Below are 24,928 nucleotides of genomic sequence, written 5' to 3' on the forward strand. Positions count from 1 at the left end.
AAACCTCCGGACTGACCCTTCCATATAGGAAAGCCGGTCCGAAGGTCCCATTAAAAATTTGTTATCCGCAGTATACCGGGGCTGGTTCAGTTACAATATTGTGACTGGCCCTCAAGACATCGCGGATCGATCGGCGTGCTCGAATAGGGGTCGTAGTTTGTCGGCTTGCCTTTGTTTTCCTTCTTCACGATGTCCGGCATCGGCGCGTCCGGCGAGGGCGTGCTGTAGGATGTCGGCGGTTCGGTCAGATAGCGGCGTGTGGCGACGCCGTTGTTTTCCAGGCCTGCCTGCTGCCCCTTGAGCTGCTGGTATTTCTCCCACTCGGCGCGTTGCTGGTCGCGGGTCAGGAGTTCGCCTTCGGCGATGTCGTTTTGACGGCGTTCCTCATCCAGATTGCGCGTCGTCTGACCGGTCACCCCGGTGATCTTGAAGCCACGCATCTGTTCGGGTGTCAGCGGCTCCTTGTTGACACCGCCTGACCCGGCATAAAGCTCTTTAAGCTCCTGGAACTGCGTGTTTTCTTCCTGCTTGGGCCAATTGGCGGAGTCGGTGCCCGCTACCTTCGTTTCCGGCTCGGGAAGTGCCCCGGGTTCGGCAGGCATCGCAAGCGGTGCGCGCGGCTTGTAGTCGATCGGCTTTTCGTTCGGGTCAACGGCACCGAGGCCCGTCATGAACGAGTTGACCAGCGCCACGTCCGGCGCCTGGGACGTACCGTCGGCTGCCTGGCAAGCTGCCAGTCCCGTCAACAGAACGGCGATGGCACCGTTTTTGATCCAGTTCGCTTTCGTCCGCACCACAGCAGACTCCCCGATTGCCTGTGTTAAGAGTTGGGAACACGATCCCAACGTCGACCTGTCCAGCCTTAAACATTCATTTTGCGGCTGAATTAGGACCATTCCTGAAACTGTCATACAGGAGACCGGCAACACCTGCAATGATGCACACATCGGCGATGTTGAAGACATACCAGGAGAAATCGCCGACGTGAAAATGCACGAAGTCGACAACAGCGCCGTAGGCGAATCGGTCGACCCCGTTGCCGAGAGCCCCGGCAATCACGAGGCCGAGCGCCAGGGCCACGAGCTTTGACTGGCATCTGGCGGACCAGACCCACATTCCGATCGTGATCGCAAGGGTCAGCCCGGCAAGGATCCACTGGCCGGCAAGGCTGTCCTGTTGAAAGAGCCCGTAGGAGACCCCCCGGTTCCAGACCAGAACGAACTCCACAAAGGGCAGGACCTCGATCGGCCCGTTCACGCCAAGTCCGTAGCCGAACAGCAGCCAGAGCTTGCTCGTCTGGTCCAGCACGAAGCCTGTCAGGGCTACCGCAAGCACAAGGGAGCTGAAACGGCCCCAGACAAGGGGCCGTTTGGCCGTGACCGGATCGGGTTGCTGAAGGTCGCTCATGCGCTCTCCGTCTCCGCGGCCTCAGGCAGGGGCATGCGCCGCATCCCACTCCCGCAGGGCAGCAGCGTCGCGCAACGTGACATCTGGATAGTCCGGATCCGTGCCGACTTCAGGAAGGATCTTCCACGATCTCGCGCATTTCTGGCCCTCCGCCAGTGCCGGCACCACCGCGACACCGTTGGTGTCCTCGAGCATGAAGGCGCCCGCAGGGGCGGGTTCCGCGGAGAGCGTCAGCTGGCTGGTAATGGCGATGTCAGCCATGTTCTGGCCGTCCAGCGCAGCCATCAGCTCGGGGTCGGTCACGTGAACGACCGGATGTGCCTCGAGGGAGGAACCGATCCGTTTTTCCCGGCGCTCGACTTCAAGCGCACCGGTGATCACCCGGCGTACCGTCCGGATCTTCGTCCATTTGGCGGCAAGCGCGTCGTCCTTCCAGTTCGCCGGAACGGCCGGAAACTGTTCAAGGTGAACGGATGTGCCTTCGCCGTACCGCGTGACCCATGTCTCGTCCATGGTGAAAGGCAGCATCGGTGCCATCCACGTCACCAGGCAGTTGAACAGTTTGTCGATCACGTAAAGTGAGGCCTTGCGCCGGTTCGACGAGGCGGCATCGCAATAGAGCGTGTCCTTGCGCACATCGAAATAGAAGGCGGACAGCTCGACGGTCATGAACGTGAACAGCTGATGAGTGACTTTCTTGTAGTCGAACTCCCAGTAGGCTTCGCGCACCAGCTGATCCAGCTCGGTCAGACGGTGCAACATGAGCCGTTCAAGTTCCGGCATCTCCGAAAGTGAGACGTCCTCGCCGTCTGCGTGCGCCAGGGAACCGAGCATCCAGCGCAGCGTGTTGCGAAGCTTCCGGTAGCTGTCGACATTGGTTTTGATGATTTCCTGGCCGAGACGCTGGTCTTCCCAGTAGTCGGTGGAGGCCACCCAAAGGCGCAGGATATCGGCGCCGTACTGCTTGATCACATCCTGCGGGAACACCTGGTTGTTGAGCGACTTCGACATCTTGCGCCCGTCTTCCGCCATCGTGAAGCCGTGCGTCAGAACGGCGTCGTAGGGTGCGGTGCCGCGCGTGCCGCAGCTTTCCAGGAGCGAGGAATGGAACCAGCCGCGATGCTGGTCAGAGCCTTCCAGGTAGAGCACGTAGTCATTGCCGCCGTCCTTGCGGCGCACCGGTTTGAGATCGTCACGCTGCTCCAGGACGAAGGCATGTGTGGACCCTGAATCGAACCAGACATCGAGAATGTCCGTGACCATGTCCCAGTCGTCGGCGGCATGGTCGTTGCCGAGGAACCTTTCCTTGGCGCCGTCCGCATACCACGCATCCGCACCCTCTTCGCAGAACGCCTCAAAAATGCGGCTGTTGACCGTCTCGTCCTTCAGGATCTCGGCCGTGTCCTTGTGAATGAAGACGGTGATGGGAACGCCCCAGGCGCGCTGGCGCGACAGCACCCAGTCCGGACGGTTTTCGATCATGGACCGCAGCCGGTTCTGGCCGCTACCGGGCACAAAACGCGTTTCGTCGATCGCGGTGAGCGCGCGGGTCCGCAGCGTGTCCTTGTCGCCGGACAGGGCCTTGTCCATGTAGACGAACCACTGCGGCGTGTTGCGGAAGATCACCGGTTTCTTGGAGCGCCAGGAATGCGGGTAGGAGTGCGTCAGCCGTCCGAGACCGATGAGGTTGCCGCTTTCCTTCAGCTTCTCGATGACTGCCCTGTTCGCCTTGCCCTTTTCACCCTTGTGGGTGATGACCTCGAAGCCTTCGAAGCCGGGCGCATCCTTCGTGTAGAAGCCGTCATCGGCGACCGTGAACGGAATGGCGGTGTTGATGCCGCGTGCGTCCAGGTCGGCGCGCTTTTCCATCCAGATCTCGAAGTCGTCCGAACCGTGGCCGGGTGCGGTGTGCACGAACCCCGTGCCGGCATCGTCGGTCACGTGGTCGCCGTCCAGCACGGGCACGTCGAACTCGTAGCCGCCCAGATCCAGCTCGGCGAGCGGGTGTGCGCATGTGACCGCGGCCAGTTCTTCGGGTGCAACCGCGCGCACCCGTTCGAAGGCCTCGATGCGGGCATTCTTGAACACATCCGCCGCGAGTGCGTCGGCGAGGACGAGCAGGTCGCCCTTCTGGACCCAGTTGTCGTCCGGCAATCCGTCCTGCGTGACCTCGTAGAGGCTGTAGGCGATGCGGGAGGAATAGCAGATGGCCCGGTTGCCCGGGATGGTCCAGGGCGTGGTCGTCCAGATGACGAGCGCGGCGTCGAGCAGCTGGTTCACGGCGGCTTCGTCGCTGCCCCCGGCGGTCGTGATCGGGAACTTCACCCAGATCATGTCGGACTTGTAGTCCTGATACTCGATCTCCGCCTCGGCAAGCGCCGTCTTTTCGACAACGGACCACATGACCGGCTTCGAACCGCGGTAGAGCTGTCCGGACATGGCGAATTTCATGAGTTCCTGCGCGATGGTCGCCTCGCTGTCGAAACGCATCGTCAGGTAGGGATTGTCCCAGTCGCCCTCGATCCCGAGACGCTTGAATTCCTTGCGCTGGACATCGATCCAGTGCTCGGCAAATTCCCGGCATTCCTTGCGGAATTCGTTGATCGGAACTTCGTCCTTGTTCTTGCCCTTGGCGCGGTACTGTTCCTCGATCTTCCACTCGATCGGCAGGCCGTGGCAGTCCCAGCCCGGAACGTAGTTGCTCTCGTAGCCCATCATCTGCATGGACCGGGTCACGATGTCCTTGAGCGTCTTGTTGAGCGCGTGGCCGATGTGAATGTTGCCGTTTGCATAAGGCGGGCCGTCATGCAGCACGAACTTGTTGCGGTCCTTGCCCTGTTCGCGCAGCTTCCGGTAGACGTCGAGCCTTTCCCAGCGTGCAAGAATCTCGGGTTCCTTCTTGGGGAGCCCGGCGCGCATGGGAAAGTCGGTTTGCGGCAGGTTCAGCGTTTCTGAATAGTCGCGTTTATCTGTTTCGGTCATCGTCAATTCGATCCGGTCGTTCGGGCGTTGTGCCCGTCATTTTTCAAGAGAGTGCGCACCTGTCGTCAGGCGGCAAGAACACGAAGGTCCCGGTCCCTGGCGCCGCGTCATTCGCGTCAGCCGAAGGCCGGGCAGGTAATTCGCGCGATCGCGATCATCCGTATGCCGGTGAATATGAAGTCCTTGTCGTGCATGGGATGGGACATAGCAGCACTTGCGAACCGAATAAAGAGGCGACCCCGTATTTCGCGGCGCTCTGAAAGCGAATTGCAGGCTTTCTTTAACGGCTAGTCGTTAAAGAAGAGGGCAATCGGAGAAGAGGAAGGCATGGTTGCGTATTTCTCGGAAGCACACTGGGCGACGCGGGATCGTCTGATCCCGGCCGGGCTGATGGCCTTCGCGGCCTATCTCGGCGTACTGATCTATTTTTTCTCTCCGTCCGGGCCGGCCATCGTCGACGGAGCCGTTCCGATCAGCGATTTCCTGTGTTTCTGGCTGGCGGGCGGTGAGGTGATGCGCGGCTCGCCGCACGTCGTCTATGACAATTCCGCGTTCCACGCATTGCAGGCACCTTACCTGGAAGACGGCGCCTTCTATCCGTTCTTCTATCCTCCGACATTCCTGCTGATTGTGGCGCCACTCGGGATGATGGCTGCCATTCCGGCCTACGCGCTTTCCCAGGGTGTCTGTCTGGCGCTCGCGGGGGCTGCCTGCGCGAGGATCCTGCGCAGTTGGACGGGGTTCCTGCTGATCGCAGCTTTGCCAGCGACCTTCAACGCGCTGTTTCATGGTCAAAATGCGCTTTTGTGTGCGGCCCTTCTCGGTGGCGGCCTGGCTGCTCTTTCCGAGCGCCGCCAGGTGCTCGCCGGCGTCTTGATCGGGCTATTGACGATAAAGCCCCAGATGGGTGTCCTGCTGCCTATCGCTTTTCTGGCCGCCGGTTACCACCGTGCATTCCTGTCTGCCGCGGTAACCGCGGTTGTCTTTGCCGCTCTCAGCTGGGCGGTTCTGGGCAACGACACCTGGCTGGCCTTCTTTCAACAGGCTGTCTTCACGGGTCAGGCGACGGACCAGGGCATGGCCGGATTTTTCAAGATGGCGTCTGTCTATGCCTCGGCCCGCATGCTCGGTTTGTCGGCTTCGCCGGCCTACCTGGTGCAGGCTCTGGCCGCCTTGGCTGCGGCGGTCCTGATCTGGAAAGTCTGGCGATCGCACGCCGAATTCGGCATCAAGGCGGCGGTGCTGGTGTCCGCCGGCTTCTTCGCGACACCCTATGTGCTTCCCTACGATCTGGCGGCCATGGCCATCGCAATCGCGTTCCTGATGCAGGCGACGCGCGGCAAGCAGGCCTTTTCCTACATGTGGACGCTCATCGCGGTGGCGGTTCTTGTGTCCGCATCGAGCAGGTATCTCGGCGCCGTCACCGGTGTGCCGCTGGGCCTTCTCGCTCCGGCGCTGCTGCTGTTCGTGTCGGTGCGCCTCCACAGTCTATCGCAACCGCGTGAAGTCGGGGCACTGGCATGACGGCACGGAATTTCCGGACGACTTTCTGGCAAAAGGGTATTCGCGAAGGGGCCTGGCTGACCTGGGACAGGATCGGTTTTGCCTGCCTGTGTTCGGGCATTGGCCTGAGCCTCGGGCTCGTCTGGATGCTTCTGGTTCCCAATTCCTTCGGCGCGGCCAACGGCACGGTCCTGATGGACTATTTCAGCTTCTGGCTGGCCGGGCGGCAGGCGCTCGCGGGTGCGCCGGAACTTGTCTACATACCGGCGGAGTTTTCAGCGCTTCAAAAAAGTCTTTCGGGCTCCGATACGATTTTCGGGTTCTTCTACCCGCCGACATTCCAGATGCTGCTCACCCCGTTTGCGGCGCTGCCCTACAAGGCTGCTTTCGCGGTATTCATTCTGTCCACCACCGCGCTCCTGTGCGTTTCCTGCAGGCTGATCACCGGCAAATGGCTTCTGGCTGCGTGCCTGATCATCATTCCGGCCTGTGCCAACAATGCCTTTCATGGGCAGAACGCGGCACTGACGGCGGCGCTTTACGGGTTCTTTCTTGTCGGCGTCGAGCGGCAGCGCATGATCCTTGCAGGCATTGCGCTCGGCATTTTGACGATCAAGCCGCAACTCGGGATCCTGGCTCCGGTGGCCCTGATCGCGACCCTGAACTGGCGAACTTTCCTGAGCGCGTCGGCAACCACTGTGGTGCTGGCTGCCGCAAGCGTGCTTTGCTTCGGGGTCGGTGTCTGGCAGGTGTTCTGGCAGCAGGCACCGGTCGCCTCCGCCATGATGGAAATCGGCGGCGTCGAGTGGGGCAAGATGATCTCGGTTTACGGCAGCCTCCGCCAGCTCGGGATCGGGCACGCTGTTGCGATGGGACTGCAGGCTGGTGTCGGCATCGGCGCCCTCGTCTGCGTCTGGAGGGTCTGGCGCCGGACGGAAGACATGGCGGTCAGGTCGGCGGTTCTGGTCGGCGGAACGCTTCTGGTGACACCGTTTGCCCTGTCCTATGACCTGACGCTGCTGATCATTCCGTGCGCCTTCGTGATCCGGGACGGGCTGAGAAACGGATTCTTGCCGTTCGAGAAGATCCTGCTGGCATTCGTGATCAGCCTGTCCGCGTCGACACCAGCCTTTGCCATTTTTCTCGGGTTTCCGATGGCGCCGCTCCTGCCGCTCGCCATCGTGTGGCTCGGCCTCCGGCGTCTTGATCTTTCCGGCGAAGGCCGCGCGCAAACCGGTGAGCCGGGTCACATCTCCGGGACCGCATCTGCCTGAGATCCGGTTTTCCGGAGCCGTTCCCGGTGCGCGATGTAAAGGCCGCTGCCGATGATGAGCGCGATCCCAACCCAGGTCGGCCCGTCGGGAAAGTCGGCAAAGACGAGATAGCCGAACAGGGTCGCCCCCACGATCTCTACATATTGCAGCGGCGCGAGCAGGCTGGCGCTGCCGCGCTGAAACGCCGCGACGACAAGCCCGTGCGCCGCGAAGGAAATCAGGCCGATAAGGGCAAGCAAGGCAGTCTGGCCGAATGTGGGCAGCACGAATTCATATCCTTCGACCTCGCCATAGGAGCCGATCAGCAGGGCACAGCCCAGGAGGAGGGCTCCGGACAGACCGGCCCCGAACTGGATCGTGAGCAGGTTGTCCTCAACCGGGTAGAGTTTGTTGATCAGCAGATAGAACGAGAACACCAGGGCCGTGAAAGCCGGCAGCAGGCTGACAAGGCCGATTTCCGCAAGGTTTGGCCGCAGGATGATGACCGCTCCCAGCAGCCCGACGAGGATCGCGCCGATCCGGCGGATTCCGACCTTCTCCTTCAAGACGAGCGCGGCGAGAACGGTCAGGATCATGGGTTCGATGAAAAAGATCGAAATCGCAGTGGCGACCGACATGTACTTGACGGCCGTGAAGAAGCTCAGGGAGGCCACCGCGAGCAGGATACCGCGCACGAAATTGATCACCGGCTGCCGTGCCTTCAGCCGGGTAATGCGGCCGGCGGCGACGGCAATGACGAGACAGATCAGGAACTGAAAGAAAAACCGCCCGAATGTCACTTCAAGCGCGGGCAGCCAGGCCGACAGGTACTTGGCCGTGATGTCCATGACGGGCACGATCAGCATGGCGACCGTCATCAGCAGCATGGCCAGCATCGGACTGTGCGGGACTTGCACCGGCGTCGAAGTGGCGGTCACCCGGCAAGGTCCAGAAGTTTCAGGTCGATGTCGGAAAGCGGCCGGATCGAGGCGAGTGCGGCACGCGCTTCCGCGCTGTCCTTGTCCATCTGGGCAACCAGCGCATCGGCGGTTTCGAATTTTTCTTCGCCGCGCAGGTGCGACACAAGGTGCACCCTGAGCGGCTGGCCATAAAGATCGCCGGAAAAATCGAACAGGAACACCTCGAAAACGACCGCACCGTTGTCGAAAGTCGGCCGCCTGCCGTAACTGGCCACGCCGTCGAACCAGCCATCCGGTGTTTTCACCTTGACCGCATAGATGCCCTCGAGCAGGGGACAGTCGGTGTTCATGTGCAGGTTCGCGGTCGGGTAGCCGAGATCCCGCCCGCGCTTGTTGCCGTGTTCGACGGTTCCTTCGAAAAACCACCTGTAGCCGAGCAGGGCATTGGCCTGGGCGATGTCGCCCGCGGCAAGGCAGTCGCGAATGCGTGTGGACGAGATGACTTCGGCACCTTCGTCTTCTTCGCGCTGCACGATGGTCACGCCGAAGCCGTGTTCGGCCCCGGCGGTGCGCAGATAGTCCGGTGTTCCCTGCCGGGCCTTGCCGAAGTGAAAATCGTAACCGGTGACCGCATGCGAAATCCCGAGCGTGTCGATCAGGATGTCCTGCACGAACGCCCGTGCTTCGACGCCTGCAAATTCCTTGTTGAAGGGCAGGATCAGTGCACCGTCCAGCCCGCAGACTTTCAGCATGTCGACTTTCTGAGGCGCCGGTGTCAGCCGGAATACCGGTTTTGACGGGTTGAAAACGGTCCGGGGATGCGGTTCGAAACTCATCGCGAACACGGGGTGATGCATGCCGCGGCCGAGACCGAGAGCGGCGTCGAGCACGGCCCGGTGTCCGCGGTGCAATCCGTCGAAATTGCCGATCGCGACGACGCCGCCCTTCAGCTCATCGGGAAACGCTTCCAGGCTGTCGGCAACGAGGAAATCGGCGGATCGGGACGGGTTCATGCAGCAAACCTTCGCGCATAGTACGGCCGGAACGGCTTCTCTGGAATCGGCAATCAGGGCGAGCACTGGGACCGGCGCCGTATTTAGGCGCCGGCGAGGAAACTGCCGCGTGCGCGGGAAAACGTCAAGGTGGGGAAATCACCGCCGCACCCGGACCGGTTTTGCAGTCAGGTCCGCGCGCTGTCGTCGTCGCGGCCCGGAACCTTCACGAGCGCTTCGCCTTCGAGGACGACGGTGTCTTCCACACTGCAGATGCAGGAAAGCCGGGCGCGGTTGCCCCGTTCCATCAGTTCTTCGACGGTTACCGTCACCTTGACGTCGTCGCCTATCTTGACGGGCGCCTTGAAGTTGAGGGTTTGCGACAGATAGATCGCACCGGGGCCCGGGAGCCGGGTTCCCAGAACCGCGGAGATGAGACTTGCCGTGTAGAGGCCGTGTGCGATCCGGGTTTTGAAGGGGGTGCGTGCTGCGAAGTGTTCCGAAAGGTGTATCGGGTTGCGGTCGCCCGATACTTCGGCGAAGCCGACAACATCTGATGAACTGACATGTTTGACGAGTTCTTCTTGCATGCCTGTTTCCAGGTCTTCGAAGTAGAGTGTTCGCAGTTCCAACATTGTGATTTCCGCCCGGTTTGATCTTCTTTGCCCTCGGCGTGGACGCTAGGCGGGACGCGGTTTTCTGGCAATTATGCTTTCGGCGAAGAAAAAAGCTTGCGTTATTAACGGTCTTTTCAGGTGAGGAGCGTAAAGTCCATCGAGTGTGGGGAGGTGAGGACACAAAAGTTGTGTCGCTCTCCTTCGGAGTCAAATCGCGTATCCACCGGCCCACGGCCAGGGGCCGCGCTTATTGACAGTATGGAGTAGACAATGGCCCTTGATCTTCAGATGCCGGTCCTCGTGGTCGATGACTACAAGACGATGATTCGCATCATTCGGAACTTGCTGAAGCAGCTTGGCTTCGAAGACATCGACGATGCCGCGGACGGCACCGAAGCCTTGGAAAAAATGAAGCAGCGCCGTTACGGTCTGGTCATTTCGGATTGGAACATGGAGCCGATGACCGGCTACGAGCTGCTCAAGCAGGTACGGTCCGACTCCGGTCTCAGCAAAACCCCGTTCATCATGGTGACGGCGGAATCCAAGACTGAAAACGTCATTGCCGCCAAGAAGGCCGGCGTGAACAACTATATCGTGAAGCCGTTCAACGCACAGACGCTGAAGGGCAAGATCGAGGCAGTCTTCTCCGAGTAATGTCTTCTTGCGCGTGGCGGGACCGACATAGGGGGGCCCGCCGGTGCAGGCAGGACAGCCGGGTTGTAAAGTCCCAGGGCGGGCGTTCAGCAACACAAAAACCGGTTGGTTACGAAATACGCGTCAGCTCTTCAAACGGGGACGCGTACGGGGGGGCTTTCGCATGGGGAGGCTATCCTGATGGCCAATATGAAGCAGGAAAATGTCGCTCGCGTCATCGATTTCCTGGAACAGAACAAACAACGCGACGGCGAAGTTTCGCTGACCGATGTCATGCATCTCGCAGAAGTCATGTCCGGCTCGATGCACGATTTCCTGTCCACCGTCCAGCCGACGGTGACCGATGAGCTGAGAGCCATCGGCAAGGAAATCGCCCGCATGAAGGTGGAAATTTCTCAGCTCCGCGCAAACGACATGACCGGCAACAAGATTCCGGACGCTGGCCGTGAACTCGATGCGATCGTGGAAGCGACGGAAGACGCCACCAACACGATCATGGAAGCCGCCGAGGAAATCATGGGCGCCGACACGAGCGACCCGGAAGCGTACCAGGAGCTGGTCAGCAACAAGATGATCGGCATCTTCGAGGCCTGCACCTTCCAGGACATCACCGGTCAGCGGATTTCGAAGGTCGTGACGACGCTGAACTACATCGACGAGCGCGTGTCGTCCTTCATCGAGCATCTGCGCATTCCCGGCGATCTGGATGCGGAATTCGAGGAAACCGAAGAGGAACGCCGCAAGCGCGAGCTGATCCTGCACGGGCCGCAGCACAGCGGCGAGGGCGTTTCCCAGGACGACATCGATTCCATGCTGATGGATGCACAGGCCGATATCGACAAACTGTTCGACTGAACCAGTTCAGATCATGCCGTGACAAAGGCCGCCACCGGCGGCCTTTTTTGTGCCTACCACCACAGACGCGGCAGCGCCGCGCGGGCACGCAGACCTTCCTCGATCAGCCGTTTGCGGATCAGATGCTCTTCCGGCGCTTCGCTCGGCCCGAAGTCGGACGCATGAATACCCGCAGTGATGAACAGGACATCGATATCCTGCGAGACGGCTCCGCGGATGTCCGTCGGCAGGCCATCGCCGATTGCAAGCGCATCTTCCTTGCTGACCGGTTCGCCCGCAAGGTCCTCAAGCCGCTTCAGCGCCGCGTGATAGATCGGGGCATGGGGTTTGCCCAAAATGGCGACCTCGCCGCCGAGATCCTCGTAGAGACGGGCAAGCGCACCGGCGCACCAGACAAGCTTGTCGCCGCGTTCGACGACGATGTCGGGATTGGCGCAGATCATCAAAAGCCCCCGGTCCGCAAGTTTCTGCAGCCGGTCCCGGTAGTCGTCGGGCGTTTCGGTTTCGTCGTCGACAAGCCCGGTACAGCTAATCGCTTCCGCTTCGTCGTCATTCGTCGTGAAGGTGGCTTCGAGGTTCCAGTAGAGCGGTTGGTCGCGGTTCGGGCCCAGATGCAGAAGCGTCTTCTTGCCCTGCGCTTCCAGGATCGATCTCGTGACATCCCCCGAGGTGACGATGTCGTCATAGGCGCTGGCCGGGACACCCAGCTTCGCCAGCATCTCCCCGACCTGCTTGGCGGGACGGGGGGCGTTTGTAATCAGAACCACCTTGCCACCGGCCTCTTCCCGGTAGGTCGTCAGCGCCTTGTGGGCGTCTTCGAACGCGGCAACGCCATTGTGCAGCACACCCCACACATCGCACAGGATCCCCTTGTAGAGCGGGGCGACGGTGCGCAGCCCGTCGATCAGAAGCGGTGCAGAAACGGTCATGGGGTCTCACTTCGATGGTGCTTGATCTGATAAGCTCGGGAAAGAATCGGGACAGTTCGGCGCGGACCATATAGGAACAGGGCGCGGTGCGAAACCGAGTAGAGGAAGTTTCATGCAGGTCAGGCAACTTGGCGAACGCGTGATCAATCAGATCGCGGCCGGTGAGGTCATCGAGCGGCCGGCGAGCGTCATCAAGGAACTGGTTGAGAACGCAGTCGACGCCGGTGCGGCGCAGATAGAGATCGTCACCGCCGCAGGCGGCAAGACGCTCATGCGCGTCTCCGACGACGGCGCGGGCATGCGTGCCGAGGATCTGACGCTCGCGATCCGGCGCCATTGCACCTCAAAGATCTCGGACGACGACCTTTTCGATATCCGCACGCTCGGATTTCGCGGCGAGGCACTGCCTTCCATAGGCTCCGTTGCGCGCCTTGCCATCCAGACCCGCCACCAGGACGAAGACCATGCCTGGGCGATTGCCGTGGAAGGCGGCAGGGAGACCGCGCCTGCGCCCGCCGCCCGCGCGAAAGGAACCCAGGTTGAAGTCCGGGATCTGTTTTTCGCGACCCCCGCCAGACTGAAGTTCCTGAAGTCCGACCGGGCCGAGGCGGCGGCCATTACCGAGATCGTCAAGCGCATTGCCCTTGCCTACCCAAGGATCGGGTTTTCCCTGGCTGGGGCCGACCGCCAGCCGCAGAGCTGGCCCGCGGCCCGGGGCAGCGAGCCCCAGCTTGCCCGTATCGCCCAGATCCTGGGGCAGGGCTTCGTCGACAATGCAATGGAGCTCGATGCGGAGCGCGAAGGTGTGCGCCTCACCGGTTTCGCCGGTCTGCCGACCCACCATCGCGGCAATGCGCAGCACCAGTTCTTTTTCGTGAACGGACGCCCGGTCAAGGACAAGCTTCTGCTGTCCGGTCTCAGGGGCGCCTATGCCGATGTTCTGGCAAGGGACCGGCATCCCGTCGTTGTCCTGTTTATCGATCTCGACCCTGCCCAGGTGGATGTGAATGTGCACCCGGCCAAGGCCGATGTGCGTTTCCGCGACGGCCAGCTCGTGCGTGGATTGCTGGTCGGTGCGATCAAGCACGCGCTGGTGCAGGCTGGGCACCGGTCCTCCACCGGCAATGCAGCTGTTGCCCTTGACGCGTTGCGGTCGGAACCGGCCGGTTACAGGCCAACAGGCAACGGTGGATTTTCCTCTGCGTCCTCTCACGCACCGGCCGCTTCCGCGGGCGGGCGGCCTGGCTATGCTCCGACGCAGACAGCACGCTGGGATCCGGCCGCCTTCCGTCCCCTGGAGCAAAACGGCGCTGCAACGACCGGCTTTGCGGAAGCCGCAGCCGCCGGGTTCGACGGCCAGGCGGGGCTCGCCGATATCGCTGTCCCGTCCGCCGATACGCGAGCTGGAGAGGCTCCTGCGGAAACGGAGAAAACGCGGCTTCCATTGGGTGCAGCGCGCGCACAGGTACACGAGACCTACATCATTTCGCAGACGGAAGACGGTGTTGTCATCGTCGATCAGCACGCGGCTCACGAGCGGCTCGTCTATGAACGCCTGAAGGAGGCACTCGCCAAAAAGGATGTCGCGCGCCAGATCCTTCTCATTCCGGAGATCGTGGAACTGACCGAGGAGGACGCGCTGCGCCTGAACGACAGGGCGGTGGATCTGGCGGAGGTCGGTCTTGTGCTGGAAGCCTTCGGCCCGGGAGCCGTCGCGGTGCGGGAAACACCCGCGATCCTCGGTGACATGGATATTCAGGGCATGGTCCGCAATCTCGCCGACGAACTCGCCGAATGGGAGACGGCAGACGGTTTGCGTGAAAAACTCGATCACGTCGCGGCGACGATGGCCTGTCACGGCTCGGTCCGGGCGGGAAGACGCATGCGGCCCCAGGAAATGGATGCCCTCTTGCGCGACATGGAGGCAACGCCCAAATCAGGCCAGTGTAATCACGGCAGACCGACCTGGGTTGAACTGAAACTGTCGGACATCGAGCGCCTTTTCGGACGTAAGTGATCTCGAAATCTGATCGGTGTTGTCCTGCCATGCGTAACAATCATCGAGTGCAACAAGGAGCATGACGATGGCCGAGGCCGAAACAGGCAGCACCGGCGAAGCAGGGGAAAAGACGGCAGGCACGCGGGCGAGATTCCGCGGCGGTCTGGTCAAGCTGCTGGTCGCGGGCGCCATCGCTTATTCAATGGCCGCCGGCTACATGTACCTGAACCAGCGCAGCTTCATTTTTGTCCCGAGCGGAGAGCTTCTGACGCCGGAAGACAAGGGACTGCAGAACGTTTCGGTCGAGCTTGTTGAAATGGCGGACGGGACAAGAACCACCGTCTGGACGGCAGAGCCGGCGGAAGAAGGCCTGCCGACAGTGGTCTATTTTCACGGCAATTCGAGCAACCTCTCGGGGCGCTGGCAGCGCTTCAAGATGATTCTGGACAGCGGATACGGCCTCTATGCGCCAACTTATCGCGGCTATGCGGGCAGCGAGGGCAGCCCGTCCGAAACAGCGATTATTTCCGATGCGCTGGAACATTTCGACCGTGCAGCAGCTGCAGGCACACCGATCATCGTTCACGGCGAAAGCCTTGGTTCAGGTGTCGCAACCGCGGTTGCCGCCGAGCGGCCCGACGCGGGTTTGCTGGTCCTGGAAGCGCCTTATACGGCGCTGGTGGACATGGCCGCAGCCAGCTATCCCTGGCTCCCTGTCGGCTTCTTGATGAAGGACCAGATGAAGACACGCGAGCGGATCGGGAAGGTCGAGGCACCGGCGCTGATCATTCACGGCACCGAGGACGCCATCATTCCGGTCGAGCACGGCGAACAGGTATTCCAGTATGCATCCGAACCGAAGGAACTGCTGATCTTTGAAGGCGCGGGCCACGGAGACTTGTGGAAGCGCGGGCTCTGGGACAGCGTCCAGGACAAGTGGACCGGCGAGCAGCCGTGAAACAAAAACTCCGGGCCGCTGACCCGGAGTTTGTCTGTTGCATCTGTCTGCAGATCAGAACGATCTCTGGAGGCGGAACGTTCCGAAGATCTGATTGGTGTCATCCAGTCCCGATGCCGCGTCATAGTCGATGTCGCGATACTGGATTTCGGGACCCATCTCGAAGCCCTTGACCGGTTCCCACATAACGTTGCCCGAGACACTCCATTGTGTGAAGTCGTAGGCGTCCGCACCCGCATCCACATTGTGGTAACCACCCTCGACATTGACGATCCAGTGATCGGTGACGCCAACGCTGACGCCGCCGAAAATGTTCCAGGTTCTCGTTGTTTCGGTGCTGTTGCCATCCCAGACGGCATCTGTGATCTGGTCGACCCAGCCCGTCGAGCCGTAACCGCTGGCACCGTCGGTATAGACACCTTGAAGGGCAACGCTGACGCCTGCTGCGACGTCGAAATCAAGTTCCACGCCGGCACCGATCGCCCAGCCGAGTTCATCCTCGGAACCGCCGGTCAAGCCGTTATACGTGGAATTCGGGTAGACTTGGTGCAGGGCGCCCATAAGCTGTGCCTGGCCCCAGCCCTGGCTTACGGCCAGAACACCAACAACGTCCGGCATCCGCGTGCCGCCGTAGTCCAGAACACCGCCATTTAGACCGATACCGGTCTCGCGGCTTGAGCGGTCTTCGAGAGCGAGTGTTGCGCTAAACCCGTTTCCGAAGGCGTAGGTGTAGGCAATCTGGTTGATCGTCTGGTCGGAATAGGACTCAATTTGTGCGTCCATCGAGTATCCGGTGAAGAAGTCGAAGTTCGAACTCGTGTAACCCGCAAGCAAACCGCCCCACTGGATGTAACCTTTCTCGAACGAGAAGGCACCACCATTGTTCTGCTGCTGCATATACATCTCGATATAGGTGCGCAAAGTGCCGAACTCGGTTGCTGTGCGAGCGTCGAGATAAAGATAGCCGCGCGTCCGCCACTGGTAACCGTCAGTGTCCCTGTCACCCCACGCATTTTCCGCGTCGCCGAAATTGCGAACGCGGAACTCGGTGCGTACACGTCCACGAACCCTCAGGCAGGTTTCCGTGCCGGGGATATAGTAGAAGCGCGCGCCGTAAGCGTCGCAGATGCGCACATAGTCGACTGGTTCGGGAGCCACTGGGAGATCGGCGGCCTGAACAGGGGTTGAAACGGCTACAAGACCGGCCATTGCCCCAAATACGAAGATGCGAGTCATTTGAAACTCCAAGACGCGGAAATTGAACTGCCACCAGCATGCAGTGCAATCATGACACTTCACACATAGCCAAAGCGAAAATCTCTAGGCACGGGCGCTTTGATTGGGTGATGTTGCCCTATTGCAACGCAAGACGGCCCTTACCGTTTGGAAGAAAAGAAGGTTTTAAGTATTTCTGCGGAGGCCGACTCGCCGATCCCCGCGTAGATTTCCGGCTGGTGGTGACACGTGGCCTGGGAAAAGAATCGCGTGCCGTGTTCAACCGCACCACCTTTTTCGTCGCCCGCCCCGTAGTAGAGCCGTCTGATCCGTGCAAAGGAAATTGCGCCGGCGCACATCGAACACGGTTCAAGCGTCACATAAAGATCGCAACCGGTGAGGCGTTGCGAGCTCAGCAGCGCGCAGGCCTTCCTGATGACCAGGATTTCCGCATGTGCAGTCGGGTCGTTGAGTTCCAGCGTTCTGTTGCCGTCCCGGGCCAGAACCTCCTCGTTCCTGACGAGCACCGCACCGACAGGCACTTCGCCCCGGGCGGCCGCAGCTTCCGCCTCCTCCAGCGCCATGCTCATGAAGGACCTTTTGCCCGTGTTCATGCGATTTGCCCTTTTTGGGGTCGCACAAGCGCCCTCCTGAAAACATGCCTGTTTCGCATGTGTCATGCGCAAGGAAAAGAGCTAGGTTGCGAAATTAGCGGCCGTGAGGTGATTTCAGAAACGGTCAAGCTCTGCTATGAGGCGCCCATGACAACAAGAAAACCAACACGCGGACGCCCCCAGCCGGCAAAAGGCTCCGGACGCCGGAACGCAGCGCCTGACAAGAAGCGCGCGCCATCTGCCAAGCCCAAAAGGGCGATGGACACCCCCCCGATGCCTTCCCATGCCGCCGACGCGGAACGGGGAGACCGGATTGCCAAGGTGATGGCCCGTGCCGGCCTGTGCTCCCGGCGGGAAGCGGAAAAATGGATCGAGGCGGGACGCGTGCAGCTGAACGGCACCGTGCTTGCGACACCCGCCGTCACCGTTTCTGAAAACGACAAGGTGCTTGTGGACGGCGAACCGTTGCCCATGCGCGAACGGACCCGCCTCTGGCTTTATCACAAGCCGAAGGGACTGGTGACGACCAACAAGGACCCGGAGGGGCGCCCCACGGTGTTCGACCGGTTGCCGAAGGATCTGCCGCGCGTGCTCACGGTCGGCCGGCTCGACATCAACACCGAAGGTCTGCTGCTCCTGACCAATGACGGCGGTCTGGCGCGGGTTCTAGAGCTGCCGTCGACCGGATGGCTGCGGCGGTATCGCGTGCGTGCCTTCGGCAAGGTCACGCAAACCGATCTGGATGCCCTGAATGACGGCATCGCAATTGACGGCGTGCTCTATGGAGCAATCGAAGCCACGCTGGACAAGGAGCAGGGCGGCAATATCTGGCTGACCGTCGGCTTGCGCGAGGGCAAGAACCGGGAAGTCAAGCGGGTGCTCGAGCATCTGGGCCTGGCCGTCAACCGCCTCATCCGCCTCTCCTATGGACCGTTTCAGCTGATGGACCTTGCCGATGGTGATGTCCGGGAAATTCGCGGCAGGATCCTGCGCGACCAGCTCGGCGAGACATTGGCGCAAGAGGCAGGCGCGGATTTCGACGCTCCGATTTTCCACCAGCCGAAACAGGAGGCCCCAGCGAAGTCCTCCGGAAAATCACGCGGTGCCGGAGGCAGGTCTCAGGGCAAGCCCGGCGCTGGACGTGCACAGACGCAGGGCAAGTGGCTCACGGCGCGCGAGGGAAAATCGGAAACCGACAAGCGCAAGGCATCAAGAACATCGGAAAGACCGTCGGATCCGGGCCAGAAGCGGCCCAAACGCGGCAATGCCGCGCCGCGCCAGGAAAAGGTGTCGCCTCGTTCGCGCTTTCGCATGACGTCCGAGCCGAGGCCGCGCAAGGAGTTCGCCGAGGAACGGTCCGCTCCCCAGCGGCGTATCTGGAGCGAGGACGGTCTAGTGGAAGACAAGCAACAGCAAAAGAGATCGGAAAAGCCCGGACGTGACCGCCGCGGCCCGGCTGGGGGCGACGACCGGCCCAAGGGAGGCAGGCGCACTTGAGAATTGTTGCCGGGCGGTTCAGGGGCAAGTCGCTCGCCTCGCCGAAGTCGCACGGCACCAGACCGACGAGTGACCGGCTCAGGGAGACGATCTTCAACATTCTCGCGCACGGGCTCGCCTTCGATCTGGAGGGCGCGCGCGTCCTTGATCTGTTTGCCGGAACAGGTGCCCTCGGATTTGAGGCCGTCAGCCGCGGAGCGCGTCATTGCACCTTCATCGAGGAAGGCGCTGAGGCCCGCGGTGTGATCCGCACGAACATGGAAAACCTCGGCCTGAATGGCGTTGCCAAGATCTTCCGGCGCGATGCAACGCGCCTTGGCGCGGTCGGGACGATCGAACCGTTCAATCTGGTCTTTGCCGATCCGCCTTACGGCAAGGGGTTGGGAGAACGGGCGCTGGCATCAGCTGCAAAGGGTGGCTGGCTGGCACCTGGCGCAGTCTGCGTCCTTGAGGAAAGCGCTGCCGCGGCGCTCGATCTGCCGCCCATGTTTTCCGAAACGGACCGGCGTCAGGCGGGGGACAGCCAGGTCATCTTCCTGACATTTCAGGAGGCCTGAAGGCACGTTCTGCCGATCAGGCGCCGCCGGGCATCATGATATAGACCGTCGTCCGCGATGGAAGCGTCGCCTTGCTGATCACGAGTTTGGGCAGGTCGGCCTGCACGATTTCGTAGCCGGCTTCGGCGGCCCGGCCCGTGAACGCCGGCAGGGCGCCCGCGAAATGAAAGTGCATCGGGATGATCATTGCCGGGCCGATGCCCTTCAGGACATCCATCAGGCTGTCGAGGCGCAGCGTCGAGGAATTGTCGATCGCGGCAAACACGACGTCGATCTGGCCGAGGCGCAGGTAATCCTCTTTCGTCAGTCTGTGATGCAGATGTCCGAGATGGGCAATGCACAGGTCGGCAATCTCGAAAATGAAGATCGAGTTGCCCAGGCGCCGTGTTTCGCCGTCCCAGCTGCGGATATTCGTCTGGATATTCCTGATCCGTACGTCTCCGACCGTCAGGTCGTGATCCATCGGCCCGCCTTCCGGGTTCCAGCCGTAGAGCAGGTGCTCGATTTCGGGGTCCGGTGAAAGTGAATAGTGCGTGGAATGCGCACCGTTCATCGTGGCGACCGTGGGCGACAGGAACGGGCGGTGAATGTCGTTGTAGTCGGTGGCGATACGAATACTGCCGGGGGTCTCCAGCTCGAAGGTGGAATGACCGATATACCTGATCTGCACCTCGCCGGCTTGCAGCGCGGCCTGCCAGACCCGGACCTCGTCGGCGCCGGGGGCGAGATAGGGGGCATTCGCCACGAGTTGGCAGATGGCCATGGCAGGCGACGCGAACGCTGCGGCCACAAGGCCCAGCAGCAGCGCTGCGGTCCGGCGCGCGCTTCGGACGCGGCGGCGTGTCTGGTTTGAAGCTTCGGTGCCTTGATTCATGTGCTCGTCCCTGATTTCAGCCGGGCTGACTAAAAGAGTAGCGGTCGGTTTGGCCGAGGCAAGCACGAAAATTGGTCACGCCTGCATATCGTTGACGGCATTGGGGATTTGCAAGCGTGTTGGCGGAAGAAAAAGGCAACCGGCCAGCGCGTCGAAATTCGCGGAGGCGGTTGCCGCAGGTGGGGGCGGGAGGGAGGAAGAACCAGCCCCGAATGAAATCTCAAACCACGTGAAGACTGACCGGCGCTTTTCCGCCCCGCTGACGGATGTCCGCCTCTGCTTCACCAGTTACGTTTGCCTGCGCCTGCACATGAATGAGTTCACCGGCGTGTCCGGCTTCCATCATCAGGGACGCACGGCTGCATAGTGCTGCCATCGACAGTCCGAGCCGGCGCAAATGCGAGCGTCTGTAACAATAAACCGCGAGGGCCGCCCTCTGTCGTTCGGGAAGCTCAATTCCAACATCCGTGACAACGTTCAGTGTCGCTTCAAGAAGCTGTTTCAGCAAATCCTCTGGAACCGGACAATTCTCCAGATCCGCAGACCCCGATTTGTGCATTGTCTTACCTCTGGTTTTTAAGAATAATATTCCCCAGTGGCATTAAAAAAAAATTAATTTCCGGCTTTTTTACAGGAAAAATCAATCGGATGGTGAAATTTACTTAGGCGTTTTCAAGTAACTATCATAGGTTGTTTTGTCAGTGCTGACAGTTGTTCTCTTGTTGATGCTCTCAAGGCTTCGGCTCTTTCAAGAATTTGCTCTGCCTTCAGGAAATCGAGGACGCGGACCGTGTCATGGGGAGGGCGCACCAGGATATCCGGTTGTTCCAGCTTGAGTTTTTGCGACGTGATCGTCTGCATCAGGATTTGCGATGAACCGAACAGGGCGTCCAGCATGTTGATGTCCGACCTGTTGGACCGCGGCACCGGTGCGCCGACGACATCCACCGCAATGACAATGTCGCAATCGGAGCGCATGCCTTCGAAGGGCAGGGGATTCACGACACCGCCGTCGATCAGGAATCGGTCTGCGTGCTGCACCGGCCGGAAAATCGCGGGGATCGCTATTGACGCCGCAATCGCGGGAAGAAGGGGGCCTTCTTCAAAGTCGAGTTCTTCACAACCGAAGAAGTCCGTCGCAAGCACGCGAAGCGGAATGTGCAGATCTTCGAAGCTCTTCGGCAGGTGCTCGGCAATGAAGACGTCGAGCACCCGTTCGGGATCGAGTTGCACCGGACGGGCCCGGAACATGTCGGCAAACCGCTTTGGCCGCAATTGCCACACTTTCGACAGAACGGTGTTCCGGTCGGCGAAAAGCTCCAGGACAATCCGGCGGATCTCCTCTCCGCTGAAACCGCTCGCATAGGCGGCACCGAGAATTGCGCCGATCGAGGTTCCGGCAATCCGCGCGGGCTTCAAACCCAGATCGTCGAACGCTTCGAGAACAGGGATATGCGCCAGCCCGCGGGCGCCGCCGCCGCCCAGGGCAAGTCCGATCCGGGGAGGCGTCGTCGAAGTCGCCGTGTGCGCGGTCATTGTGTACGCCGTCCTTTCATCGCTCATCTGCCCTGACATGGGAGTGCGGGCGCCGTTTTCCAAGGCAGACGGGCTCGCTTACGTAGCCGGCAGATCGTTCACGGCATGGAAGATAACGCGCGTCAGATGACGAAATAAAGATCGTCGGACGCCTCTGCCATCCACTCGGTCATCTGGTCAAGCGGCATCGGTTCGGCGATCAGATATCCCTGGATGGAGAAGTCACCCATCATGCGCAAACGGTGGTACTGCGCCTCGGTCTCGACACCTTCGCACACGACGGCGACGTTCAGGGATCTTGCCAGATGGACCAGCTGGTTGACGACCGCTTCCTTGCGCGGGTCATCGATCATCTGGGCGGTGAAGGAGCGGTCGATCTTCAGTCCGTTGATCGGCAGGTCGGCGACGTGGGTCAGCGATGCATAACCCGTGCCGAAGTCATCCAGCTCGATATGTACACCAAGCTCGAACAGCTCCCGGAGCGCCGTCAGATGACCGGAACGGGTGTCGTTCAGGAAAACGGACTCCAGAACTTCCGCGGTAATGCGCTCTGCACCGATCTCGTATTTCGCCATTGCGGCCTTGAAATGCTCCACCAGAAGCCCGGAGGCGAGGTGAGAGGGAGAGACGTTCACCGAGATGCGGCCGAAGTCTAGACCGCTGACCAGCCAGTGTTTGGCGGCGGCAAAGGCCCTGTCGATGATGATCTCACCGAGAACCGGGGCGAGGCTGGTTTTCTCGACGACCGGCAGGAACTCCGCCGGCGAAAGGATGCCGCGCTCGGGATGGTCCCAGCGTATCAGCGCTTCGATGCCGGTAATGTTCTGGGACCGCAAATTGACCTGCGGCTGAAACACCATGAAGAACTGGTTGTCCTTGACTGCATTTTGCAGTTCGCGCTCGATCCTTGCCTCGGTTTCGCTTTCCGTCTTCATGCTGGACTTGAAGAACGTGAACCGGTCCTTGCCGCTTTCTTTCGACTGGTAGAGCGCCAGGTCGGCGTTGAAGAGAAGATCTTCGAACGACGAACCGTCTTCCGGGCACAGTGCGATTCCCATGCTGACCGTCGGCCAGAACCGGTTGCCGTTGAATTCCATCGGCAGGCGCATGAGCCGCCGGGCGCGTTCGAACAGTTCATTGGGGTCGGCGCCGGCACTGTCCGCGATGATGACGAACTCGTCACCGCCCCAGCGATAGGGCGTGCCGAGCCCGCGCGACACTTCACGCAGCCTGCGGCCGGTTTCCTCCAGGCAATAGTCGCCCGCAAGGTGGCCGAGCGTATCGTTCACACGCTTGAAATTGTCCATGTCGACATGAACCAGGAATGCCGGTTTGTCCGCTCGTTCGAACCGTAGTTTCGCATCGCGCTGGCAACCGGCCCTGTTGGAGAGCTTGGTCAGCGGATCGAAATAGGCCAGCCGCTCTGCACGCACCCTTGCCTCGCGGGTCTCGGTCTCCCGCATAACCCTTTCCGTCACATCGTTGGCGATGATGACAAAGAGATCCTCGTCCTTGTCCTTCAGCAGCTGTATGCGCAGTTCGACCGGATACTCGGACCCGTCCTTGCGCCGGTGAACGGTTTCCGCCGAGATGCCCTCAAGGTCCCCGGTCAGGAGCGGCCGGACCTGATGCCTTATGGCATCCTCATTGTAGATCGAGTTGACATCCCAAAGATGCATGGATTGCAGGCTGTCCGGCAGGTAGCCGAGATTGTTCAGGGCACACCTGTTGGCATATCTGAACCGGAACGTTGCGGCATCGAGGATGAAGATCTCGTTGAGCGACGATTCCAGGATATTGGCGAGCAGATGGTTGCGCTGCTCGGCCTCGGTGCGCTCGGTGACGTCGTGCACGGTGCCGACGACTTTCGCGGCTTTCCCGTCCGGACCGGGCTCGACATAACCGCGAATGTGAAGGGCGCGCGGTTTGCCGTTGTCCGGGATCAGCGAGTGCTCGAAATCGAATTCTCCGCAGGCCTCGACCGCGTTTTGAACCATGAGCTTTGCCGCCCGGCGCTCGTGCTCGGGTATCCGCGCGTAGACCCTGTCTATGATCTGGTGCGAGGGTAGCTTTCCGTCGACATGCATGATCCGGAAATATTCTTCCGTTGCACGGACTTCGTTTGTCGCAAGATCCCGTTCCCAGCTGCCGACCGTGGCGATGCGCTGGGCTTCCAGAAGCTTGGACGTGTTGCTCTCCAGCTGGTCGGTATAGTCACGAACTTCCGCTTCGAGGCGATGCCGCGTGACCTGGACCGAGGACTGCAGGCGGGCCAGCAGGCGCTGGATCACCGCCCACGTTATCAGCGACAATCCCACGCCGATAAGCACCGAAACGAGGACGCCCCGGAGAAACGCCCACATGTTATCCGTGACGTCCTTGATGACCCGCAAGGTGATGTCGTTGCCGCCCCTGGACAGGGCGAGAGGCAGGTCGCGAACCATGTAGATCCGTCCATCCTGGACATAGAACGGCTCGATGCCTGTGCCGAGGCCAGGATTGGAAAATACCTCCAGATCCAGTCCGCCGGATGCAAAGCTGCCAAGCACTCTGTGGATCGTCCGGTCGGCACTGCCTGCGTTTCGGCCCGGCAACCGGCTGGTCTTCACGATCTGGGCATCGATGGCTGTGCTGGCATGCGTCAGCGAGCGTTCGATGTCGGTCGTCAGCTTCAGGTAGCCGAGGAGTTGACCGTCGGACAGCCAGGGCCGCAGGACACCGACGACGAAGCGTTTGTCGGGACCCAGCTCAACCCCGTCGTAATGTCCGGCAGCGATTGCAACCGGACCGATCGTTTGGCCCTCTGCCGGTCCAAGCGCGACCGGATTTGCCTCCGGCGGATACACAAGCGTCATGTCGGGGCTGAAGATCGAAAGCTCGACAATATCACGACGATGGGCCTTGGAAGCGAAGAGAGCCGCCGCCAGTCGTCTCACCTTGCGCTCGTCGTTTGCGCGAATGGCATCCTGAAGATCCGTGCCGTTGCCGAGTATCCTGAAGATCTCCGCAAGCGTGTCGGCTCCGAGTTTCTTCTGCTGCGTCACCAGCCGTTCGGCCGTGGTCATGATCGCTTCCTGCGGCTCTCGCAGGTTCCGGAATTCGGACGATATGTTCTGCGCCACGAGGATGCACACGATCAGCCCCAGGAAGGACAGGAACACCATCCGGATCGGCTTTTCGAAATTCAGGTCGTCCTTGGGAGATAGCCGCGCAACGATGCGATCAAGAAATGTGTCGGGTTGGGGCCGGCGAAAGGTGCTGTCCCGCAGGTTCTCGTGTTCTTTTGATTTCTGTCTGCCCAGACCCAGCACAAATACCCCCGGCAGCCGCAGCTGCGAATACACTGGCGAGGCCGTCAGCAAGCTGTGTTTGGATGTCCTTTATGGCACTCACTGCAAACCTTCGTCGCCGTAAGTTTTAATATGATAGATTAGTTAAATTGTCTTGAATGGAATTCTTAAATACAATTAAGAAGTTCGTTGATTTTCTTGGTAAATTCAACTTTTAAAAGAATTTTTCAAGTTAATAACTTCTGGTATCTCGGTAGTTCGACTGAGGTAAATTCG

Annotated in this window: 21 protein-coding genes; 8 read left to right on the plus strand and 13 right to left on the minus strand. The window is 60.7% G+C overall.

The window, feature by feature from the left end; translation table 11 throughout:
* Positions 1 to 86: 86 nt before the first annotated feature.
* The 3 genes from ACO07N_RS13990 to ileS form a co-directional block, all read right to left on the minus strand.
* Entirely contained in the window at positions 87 to 794 is a 708-nt protein-coding gene (locus ACO07N_RS13990; RefSeq protein ID WP_421981605.1) for a hypothetical protein, read from the minus strand.
* A gap of 76 nt (positions 795 to 870) precedes the next feature.
* Entirely contained in the window at positions 871 to 1,407 is a 537-nt protein-coding gene (lspA, locus tag ACO07N_RS13995) for a signal peptidase II (protein ID WP_421981606.1), read from the minus strand.
* Positions 1,408 to 1,428: 21 nt separating this feature from the next.
* The gene (gene ileS, locus ACO07N_RS14000; protein ID WP_421981607.1) at positions 1,429 to 4,389 is read right to left on the minus strand and encodes an isoleucine--tRNA ligase; all 2,961 of its coding nucleotides are present in this window, start codon (positions 4,387 to 4,389) and stop codon (positions 1,429 to 1,431) included.
* Positions 4,390 to 4,716: 327 nt separating this feature from the next.
* Between ileS and ACO07N_RS14005 the strand changes: the two genes are divergently transcribed.
* Positions 4,717 to 5,913 carry a glycosyltransferase family 87 protein gene (locus tag ACO07N_RS14005; protein ID WP_421981608.1) on the plus strand — a complete coding sequence of 399 codons (1,197 nt, stop codon included), beginning with the start codon at positions 4,717 to 4,719 and terminating at the stop codon, positions 5,911 to 5,913.
* Positions 5,910 to 7,166: a glycosyltransferase family 87 protein gene (locus tag ACO07N_RS14010; RefSeq protein ID WP_421981609.1), complete on the plus strand. Its 1,257-nt coding sequence runs from the start codon at positions 5,910 to 5,912 to the stop codon at positions 7,164 to 7,166. The genes ACO07N_RS14005 and ACO07N_RS14010 overlap by 4 nt, the downstream gene beginning before the upstream one ends.
* On the opposite strand, the gene ACO07N_RS14015 is transcribed toward ACO07N_RS14010, so the two are convergent.
* The 3 genes from ACO07N_RS14015 to ACO07N_RS14025 all read right to left on the minus strand — a co-directional run bounded on the left by ACO07N_RS14015 (position 7,139) and on the right by ACO07N_RS14025 (position 9,692).
* The gene (locus ACO07N_RS14015; protein WP_421981610.1) at positions 7,139 to 8,083 is read right to left on the minus strand and encodes a DMT family transporter; all 945 of its coding nucleotides are present in this window, start codon (positions 8,081 to 8,083) and stop codon (positions 7,139 to 7,141) included. The genes ACO07N_RS14010 and ACO07N_RS14015 overlap by 28 nt on opposite strands.
* Positions 8,080 to 9,078, minus strand: coding sequence for a bifunctional riboflavin kinase/FAD synthetase (locus ACO07N_RS14020; protein ID WP_421981611.1), 999 nt, complete (start codon positions 9,076 to 9,078; stop codon positions 8,080 to 8,082). Before ACO07N_RS14020 ends, ACO07N_RS14015 begins: the two co-directional genes overlap by 4 nt.
* A gap of 167 nt (positions 9,079 to 9,245) precedes the next feature.
* Complete coding sequence (locus ACO07N_RS14025) at positions 9,246 to 9,692, minus strand: MaoC family dehydratase (RefSeq protein WP_421981612.1); 447 nt, start codon at positions 9,690 to 9,692, stop codon at positions 9,246 to 9,248.
* A 252-nt stretch (positions 9,693 to 9,944) separates the two neighbouring features.
* On the opposite strand from ACO07N_RS14025, the gene ACO07N_RS14030 reads away from it, so the two are divergent.
* Both ACO07N_RS14030 and ACO07N_RS14035 read left to right on the plus strand, forming a co-directional pair.
* Positions 9,945 to 10,328, plus strand: coding sequence for a response regulator (locus ACO07N_RS14030; RefSeq protein WP_029063701.1), 384 nt, complete (start codon positions 9,945 to 9,947; stop codon positions 10,326 to 10,328).
* A 180-nt stretch (positions 10,329 to 10,508) separates the two neighbouring features.
* A complete protein-coding gene (locus tag ACO07N_RS14035; protein ID WP_421981613.1) occupies positions 10,509 to 11,183 on the plus strand; it encodes a chemotaxis protein in 675 nt (224 codons plus the stop codon).
* A gap of 53 nt (positions 11,184 to 11,236) precedes the next feature.
* Here the strand turns inward: ACO07N_RS14035 and ACO07N_RS14040 are convergent, their stop codons facing one another.
* Positions 11,237 to 12,112 carry a TIGR01459 family HAD-type hydrolase gene (locus tag ACO07N_RS14040; protein ID WP_421981614.1) on the minus strand — a complete coding sequence of 292 codons (876 nt, stop codon included), beginning with the start codon at positions 12,110 to 12,112 and terminating at the stop codon, positions 11,237 to 11,239.
* 112 nt (positions 12,113 to 12,224) lie between these two features.
* On the opposite strand from ACO07N_RS14040, the gene mutL reads away from it, so the two are divergent.
* Positions 12,225 to 14,129 carry a DNA mismatch repair endonuclease MutL gene (mutL, locus tag ACO07N_RS14045; protein WP_421981615.1) on the plus strand — a complete coding sequence of 635 codons (1,905 nt, stop codon included), beginning with the start codon at positions 12,225 to 12,227 and terminating at the stop codon, positions 14,127 to 14,129.
* A 67-nt stretch (positions 14,130 to 14,196) separates the two neighbouring features.
* The gene (locus tag ACO07N_RS14050; RefSeq protein ID WP_421981616.1) at positions 14,197 to 15,069 is read left to right on the plus strand and encodes an alpha/beta hydrolase; all 873 of its coding nucleotides are present in this window, start codon (positions 14,197 to 14,199) and stop codon (positions 15,067 to 15,069) included.
* 54 nt (positions 15,070 to 15,123) lie between these two features.
* Here ACO07N_RS14050 and ACO07N_RS14055 read toward each other — a convergent pair whose 3' ends face one another.
* Both ACO07N_RS14055 and ACO07N_RS14060 read right to left on the minus strand, forming a co-directional pair.
* Positions 15,124 to 16,305, minus strand: coding sequence for a porin (locus tag ACO07N_RS14055; RefSeq protein ID WP_421981617.1), 1,182 nt, complete (start codon positions 16,303 to 16,305; stop codon positions 15,124 to 15,126).
* 140 nt (positions 16,306 to 16,445) lie between these two features.
* Complete coding sequence (locus tag ACO07N_RS14060) at positions 16,446 to 16,898, minus strand: nucleoside deaminase (RefSeq protein ID WP_421981618.1); 453 nt, start codon at positions 16,896 to 16,898, stop codon at positions 16,446 to 16,448.
* 273 nt (positions 16,899 to 17,171) lie between these two features.
* Between ACO07N_RS14060 and ACO07N_RS14065 the strand changes: the two genes are divergently transcribed.
* Both ACO07N_RS14065 and rsmD read left to right on the plus strand, forming a co-directional pair.
* Positions 17,172 to 18,395: a pseudouridine synthase gene (locus ACO07N_RS14065; protein WP_421981619.1), complete on the plus strand. Its 1,224-nt coding sequence runs from the start codon at positions 17,172 to 17,174 to the stop codon at positions 18,393 to 18,395.
* The gene (gene rsmD / locus ACO07N_RS14070) at positions 18,392 to 18,952 is read left to right on the plus strand and encodes a 16S rRNA (guanine(966)-N(2))-methyltransferase RsmD (protein ID WP_421981620.1); all 561 of its coding nucleotides are present in this window, start codon (positions 18,392 to 18,394) and stop codon (positions 18,950 to 18,952) included. Before ACO07N_RS14065 ends, rsmD begins: the two co-directional genes overlap by 4 nt.
* Before the next feature lie 16 nt (positions 18,953 to 18,968).
* On the opposite strand, the gene ACO07N_RS14075 is transcribed toward rsmD, so the two are convergent.
* From ACO07N_RS14075 to ACO07N_RS14090, 4 genes are all read right to left on the minus strand, one after another.
* Complete coding sequence (locus tag ACO07N_RS14075; RefSeq protein ID WP_421981621.1) at positions 18,969 to 19,826, minus strand: MBL fold metallo-hydrolase; 858 nt, start codon at positions 19,824 to 19,826, stop codon at positions 18,969 to 18,971.
* A gap of 220 nt (positions 19,827 to 20,046) precedes the next feature.
* Positions 20,047 to 20,202, minus strand: a complete 156-nt coding sequence (locus ACO07N_RS14080) for a hypothetical protein (protein ID WP_421981622.1) — start codon at positions 20,200 to 20,202, stop codon at positions 20,047 to 20,049.
* Positions 20,203 to 20,498: 296 nt separating this feature from the next.
* On the minus strand, positions 20,499 to 21,362 hold the full coding sequence (locus ACO07N_RS14085) for a patatin-like phospholipase family protein (protein WP_421981623.1): 864 nt from the start codon (positions 21,360 to 21,362) through the stop codon (positions 20,499 to 20,501).
* Between the two features lie 122 nt (positions 21,363 to 21,484).
* Entirely contained in the window at positions 21,485 to 24,673 is a 3,189-nt protein-coding gene (locus ACO07N_RS14090; RefSeq protein WP_421981624.1) for a putative bifunctional diguanylate cyclase/phosphodiesterase, read from the minus strand.
* Positions 24,674 to 24,928: the final 255 nt, after the last annotated feature.

This window comes from Roseibium sp., assembly GCF_965229775.1.
GTDB lineage: Bacteria > Pseudomonadota > Alphaproteobacteria > Rhizobiales > Stappiaceae > Roseibium.

Coding starts and splice junctions, on each gene's coding strand:
- ACO07N_RS14025 (WP_421981612.1), bottom strand. CDS start 9,692: ATGTTGGAACTGCGAACACTCTACTTCGAAGACCTGGAAACAGGCATG.
- ACO07N_RS14055 (WP_421981617.1), bottom strand. CDS start 16,305: ATGACTCGCATCTTCGTATTTGGGGCAATGGCCGGTCTTGTAGCCGTT.
- lspA (WP_421981606.1), bottom strand. CDS start 1,407: ATGAGCGACCTTCAGCAACCCGATCCGGTCACGGCCAAACGGCCCCTT.
- ACO07N_RS14085 (WP_421981623.1), bottom strand. CDS start 21,362: ATGACCGCGCACACGGCGACTTCGACGACGCCTCCCCGGATCGGACTT.
- ACO07N_RS14035 (WP_421981613.1), top strand. CDS start 10,509: ATGGCCAATATGAAGCAGGAAAATGTCGCTCGCGTCATCGATTTCCTG.
- ACO07N_RS14010 (WP_421981609.1), top strand. CDS start 5,910: ATGACGGCACGGAATTTCCGGACGACTTTCTGGCAAAAGGGTATTCGC.
- ACO07N_RS14080 (WP_421981622.1), bottom strand. CDS start 20,202: ATGGCAGCACTATGCAGCCGTGCGTCCCTGATGATGGAAGCCGGACAC.
- ACO07N_RS14020 (WP_421981611.1), bottom strand. CDS start 9,078: ATGAACCCGTCCCGATCCGCCGATTTCCTCGTTGCCGACAGCCTGGAA.
- ileS (WP_421981607.1), bottom strand. CDS start 4,389: ATGACCGAAACAGATAAACGCGACTATTCAGAAACGCTGAACCTGCCG.
- ACO07N_RS14005 (WP_421981608.1), top strand. CDS start 4,717: ATGGTTGCGTATTTCTCGGAAGCACACTGGGCGACGCGGGATCGTCTG.
- ACO07N_RS14075 (WP_421981621.1), bottom strand. CDS start 19,826: ATGAATCAAGGCACCGAAGCTTCAAACCAGACACGCCGCCGCGTCCGA.
- ACO07N_RS14040 (WP_421981614.1), bottom strand. CDS start 12,112: ATGACCGTTTCTGCACCGCTTCTGATCGACGGGCTGCGCACCGTCGCC.
- ACO07N_RS14030 (WP_029063701.1), top strand. CDS start 9,945: ATGGCCCTTGATCTTCAGATGCCGGTCCTCGTGGTCGATGACTACAAG.
- ACO07N_RS14050 (WP_421981616.1), top strand. CDS start 14,197: ATGGCCGAGGCCGAAACAGGCAGCACCGGCGAAGCAGGGGAAAAGACG.
- ACO07N_RS14060 (WP_421981618.1), bottom strand. CDS start 16,898: ATGAACACGGGCAAAAGGTCCTTCATGAGCATGGCGCTGGAGGAGGCG.
- mutL (WP_421981615.1), top strand. CDS start 12,225: ATGCAGGTCAGGCAACTTGGCGAACGCGTGATCAATCAGATCGCGGCC.
- ACO07N_RS14065 (WP_421981619.1), top strand. CDS start 17,172: ATGCCTTCCCATGCCGCCGACGCGGAACGGGGAGACCGGATTGCCAAG.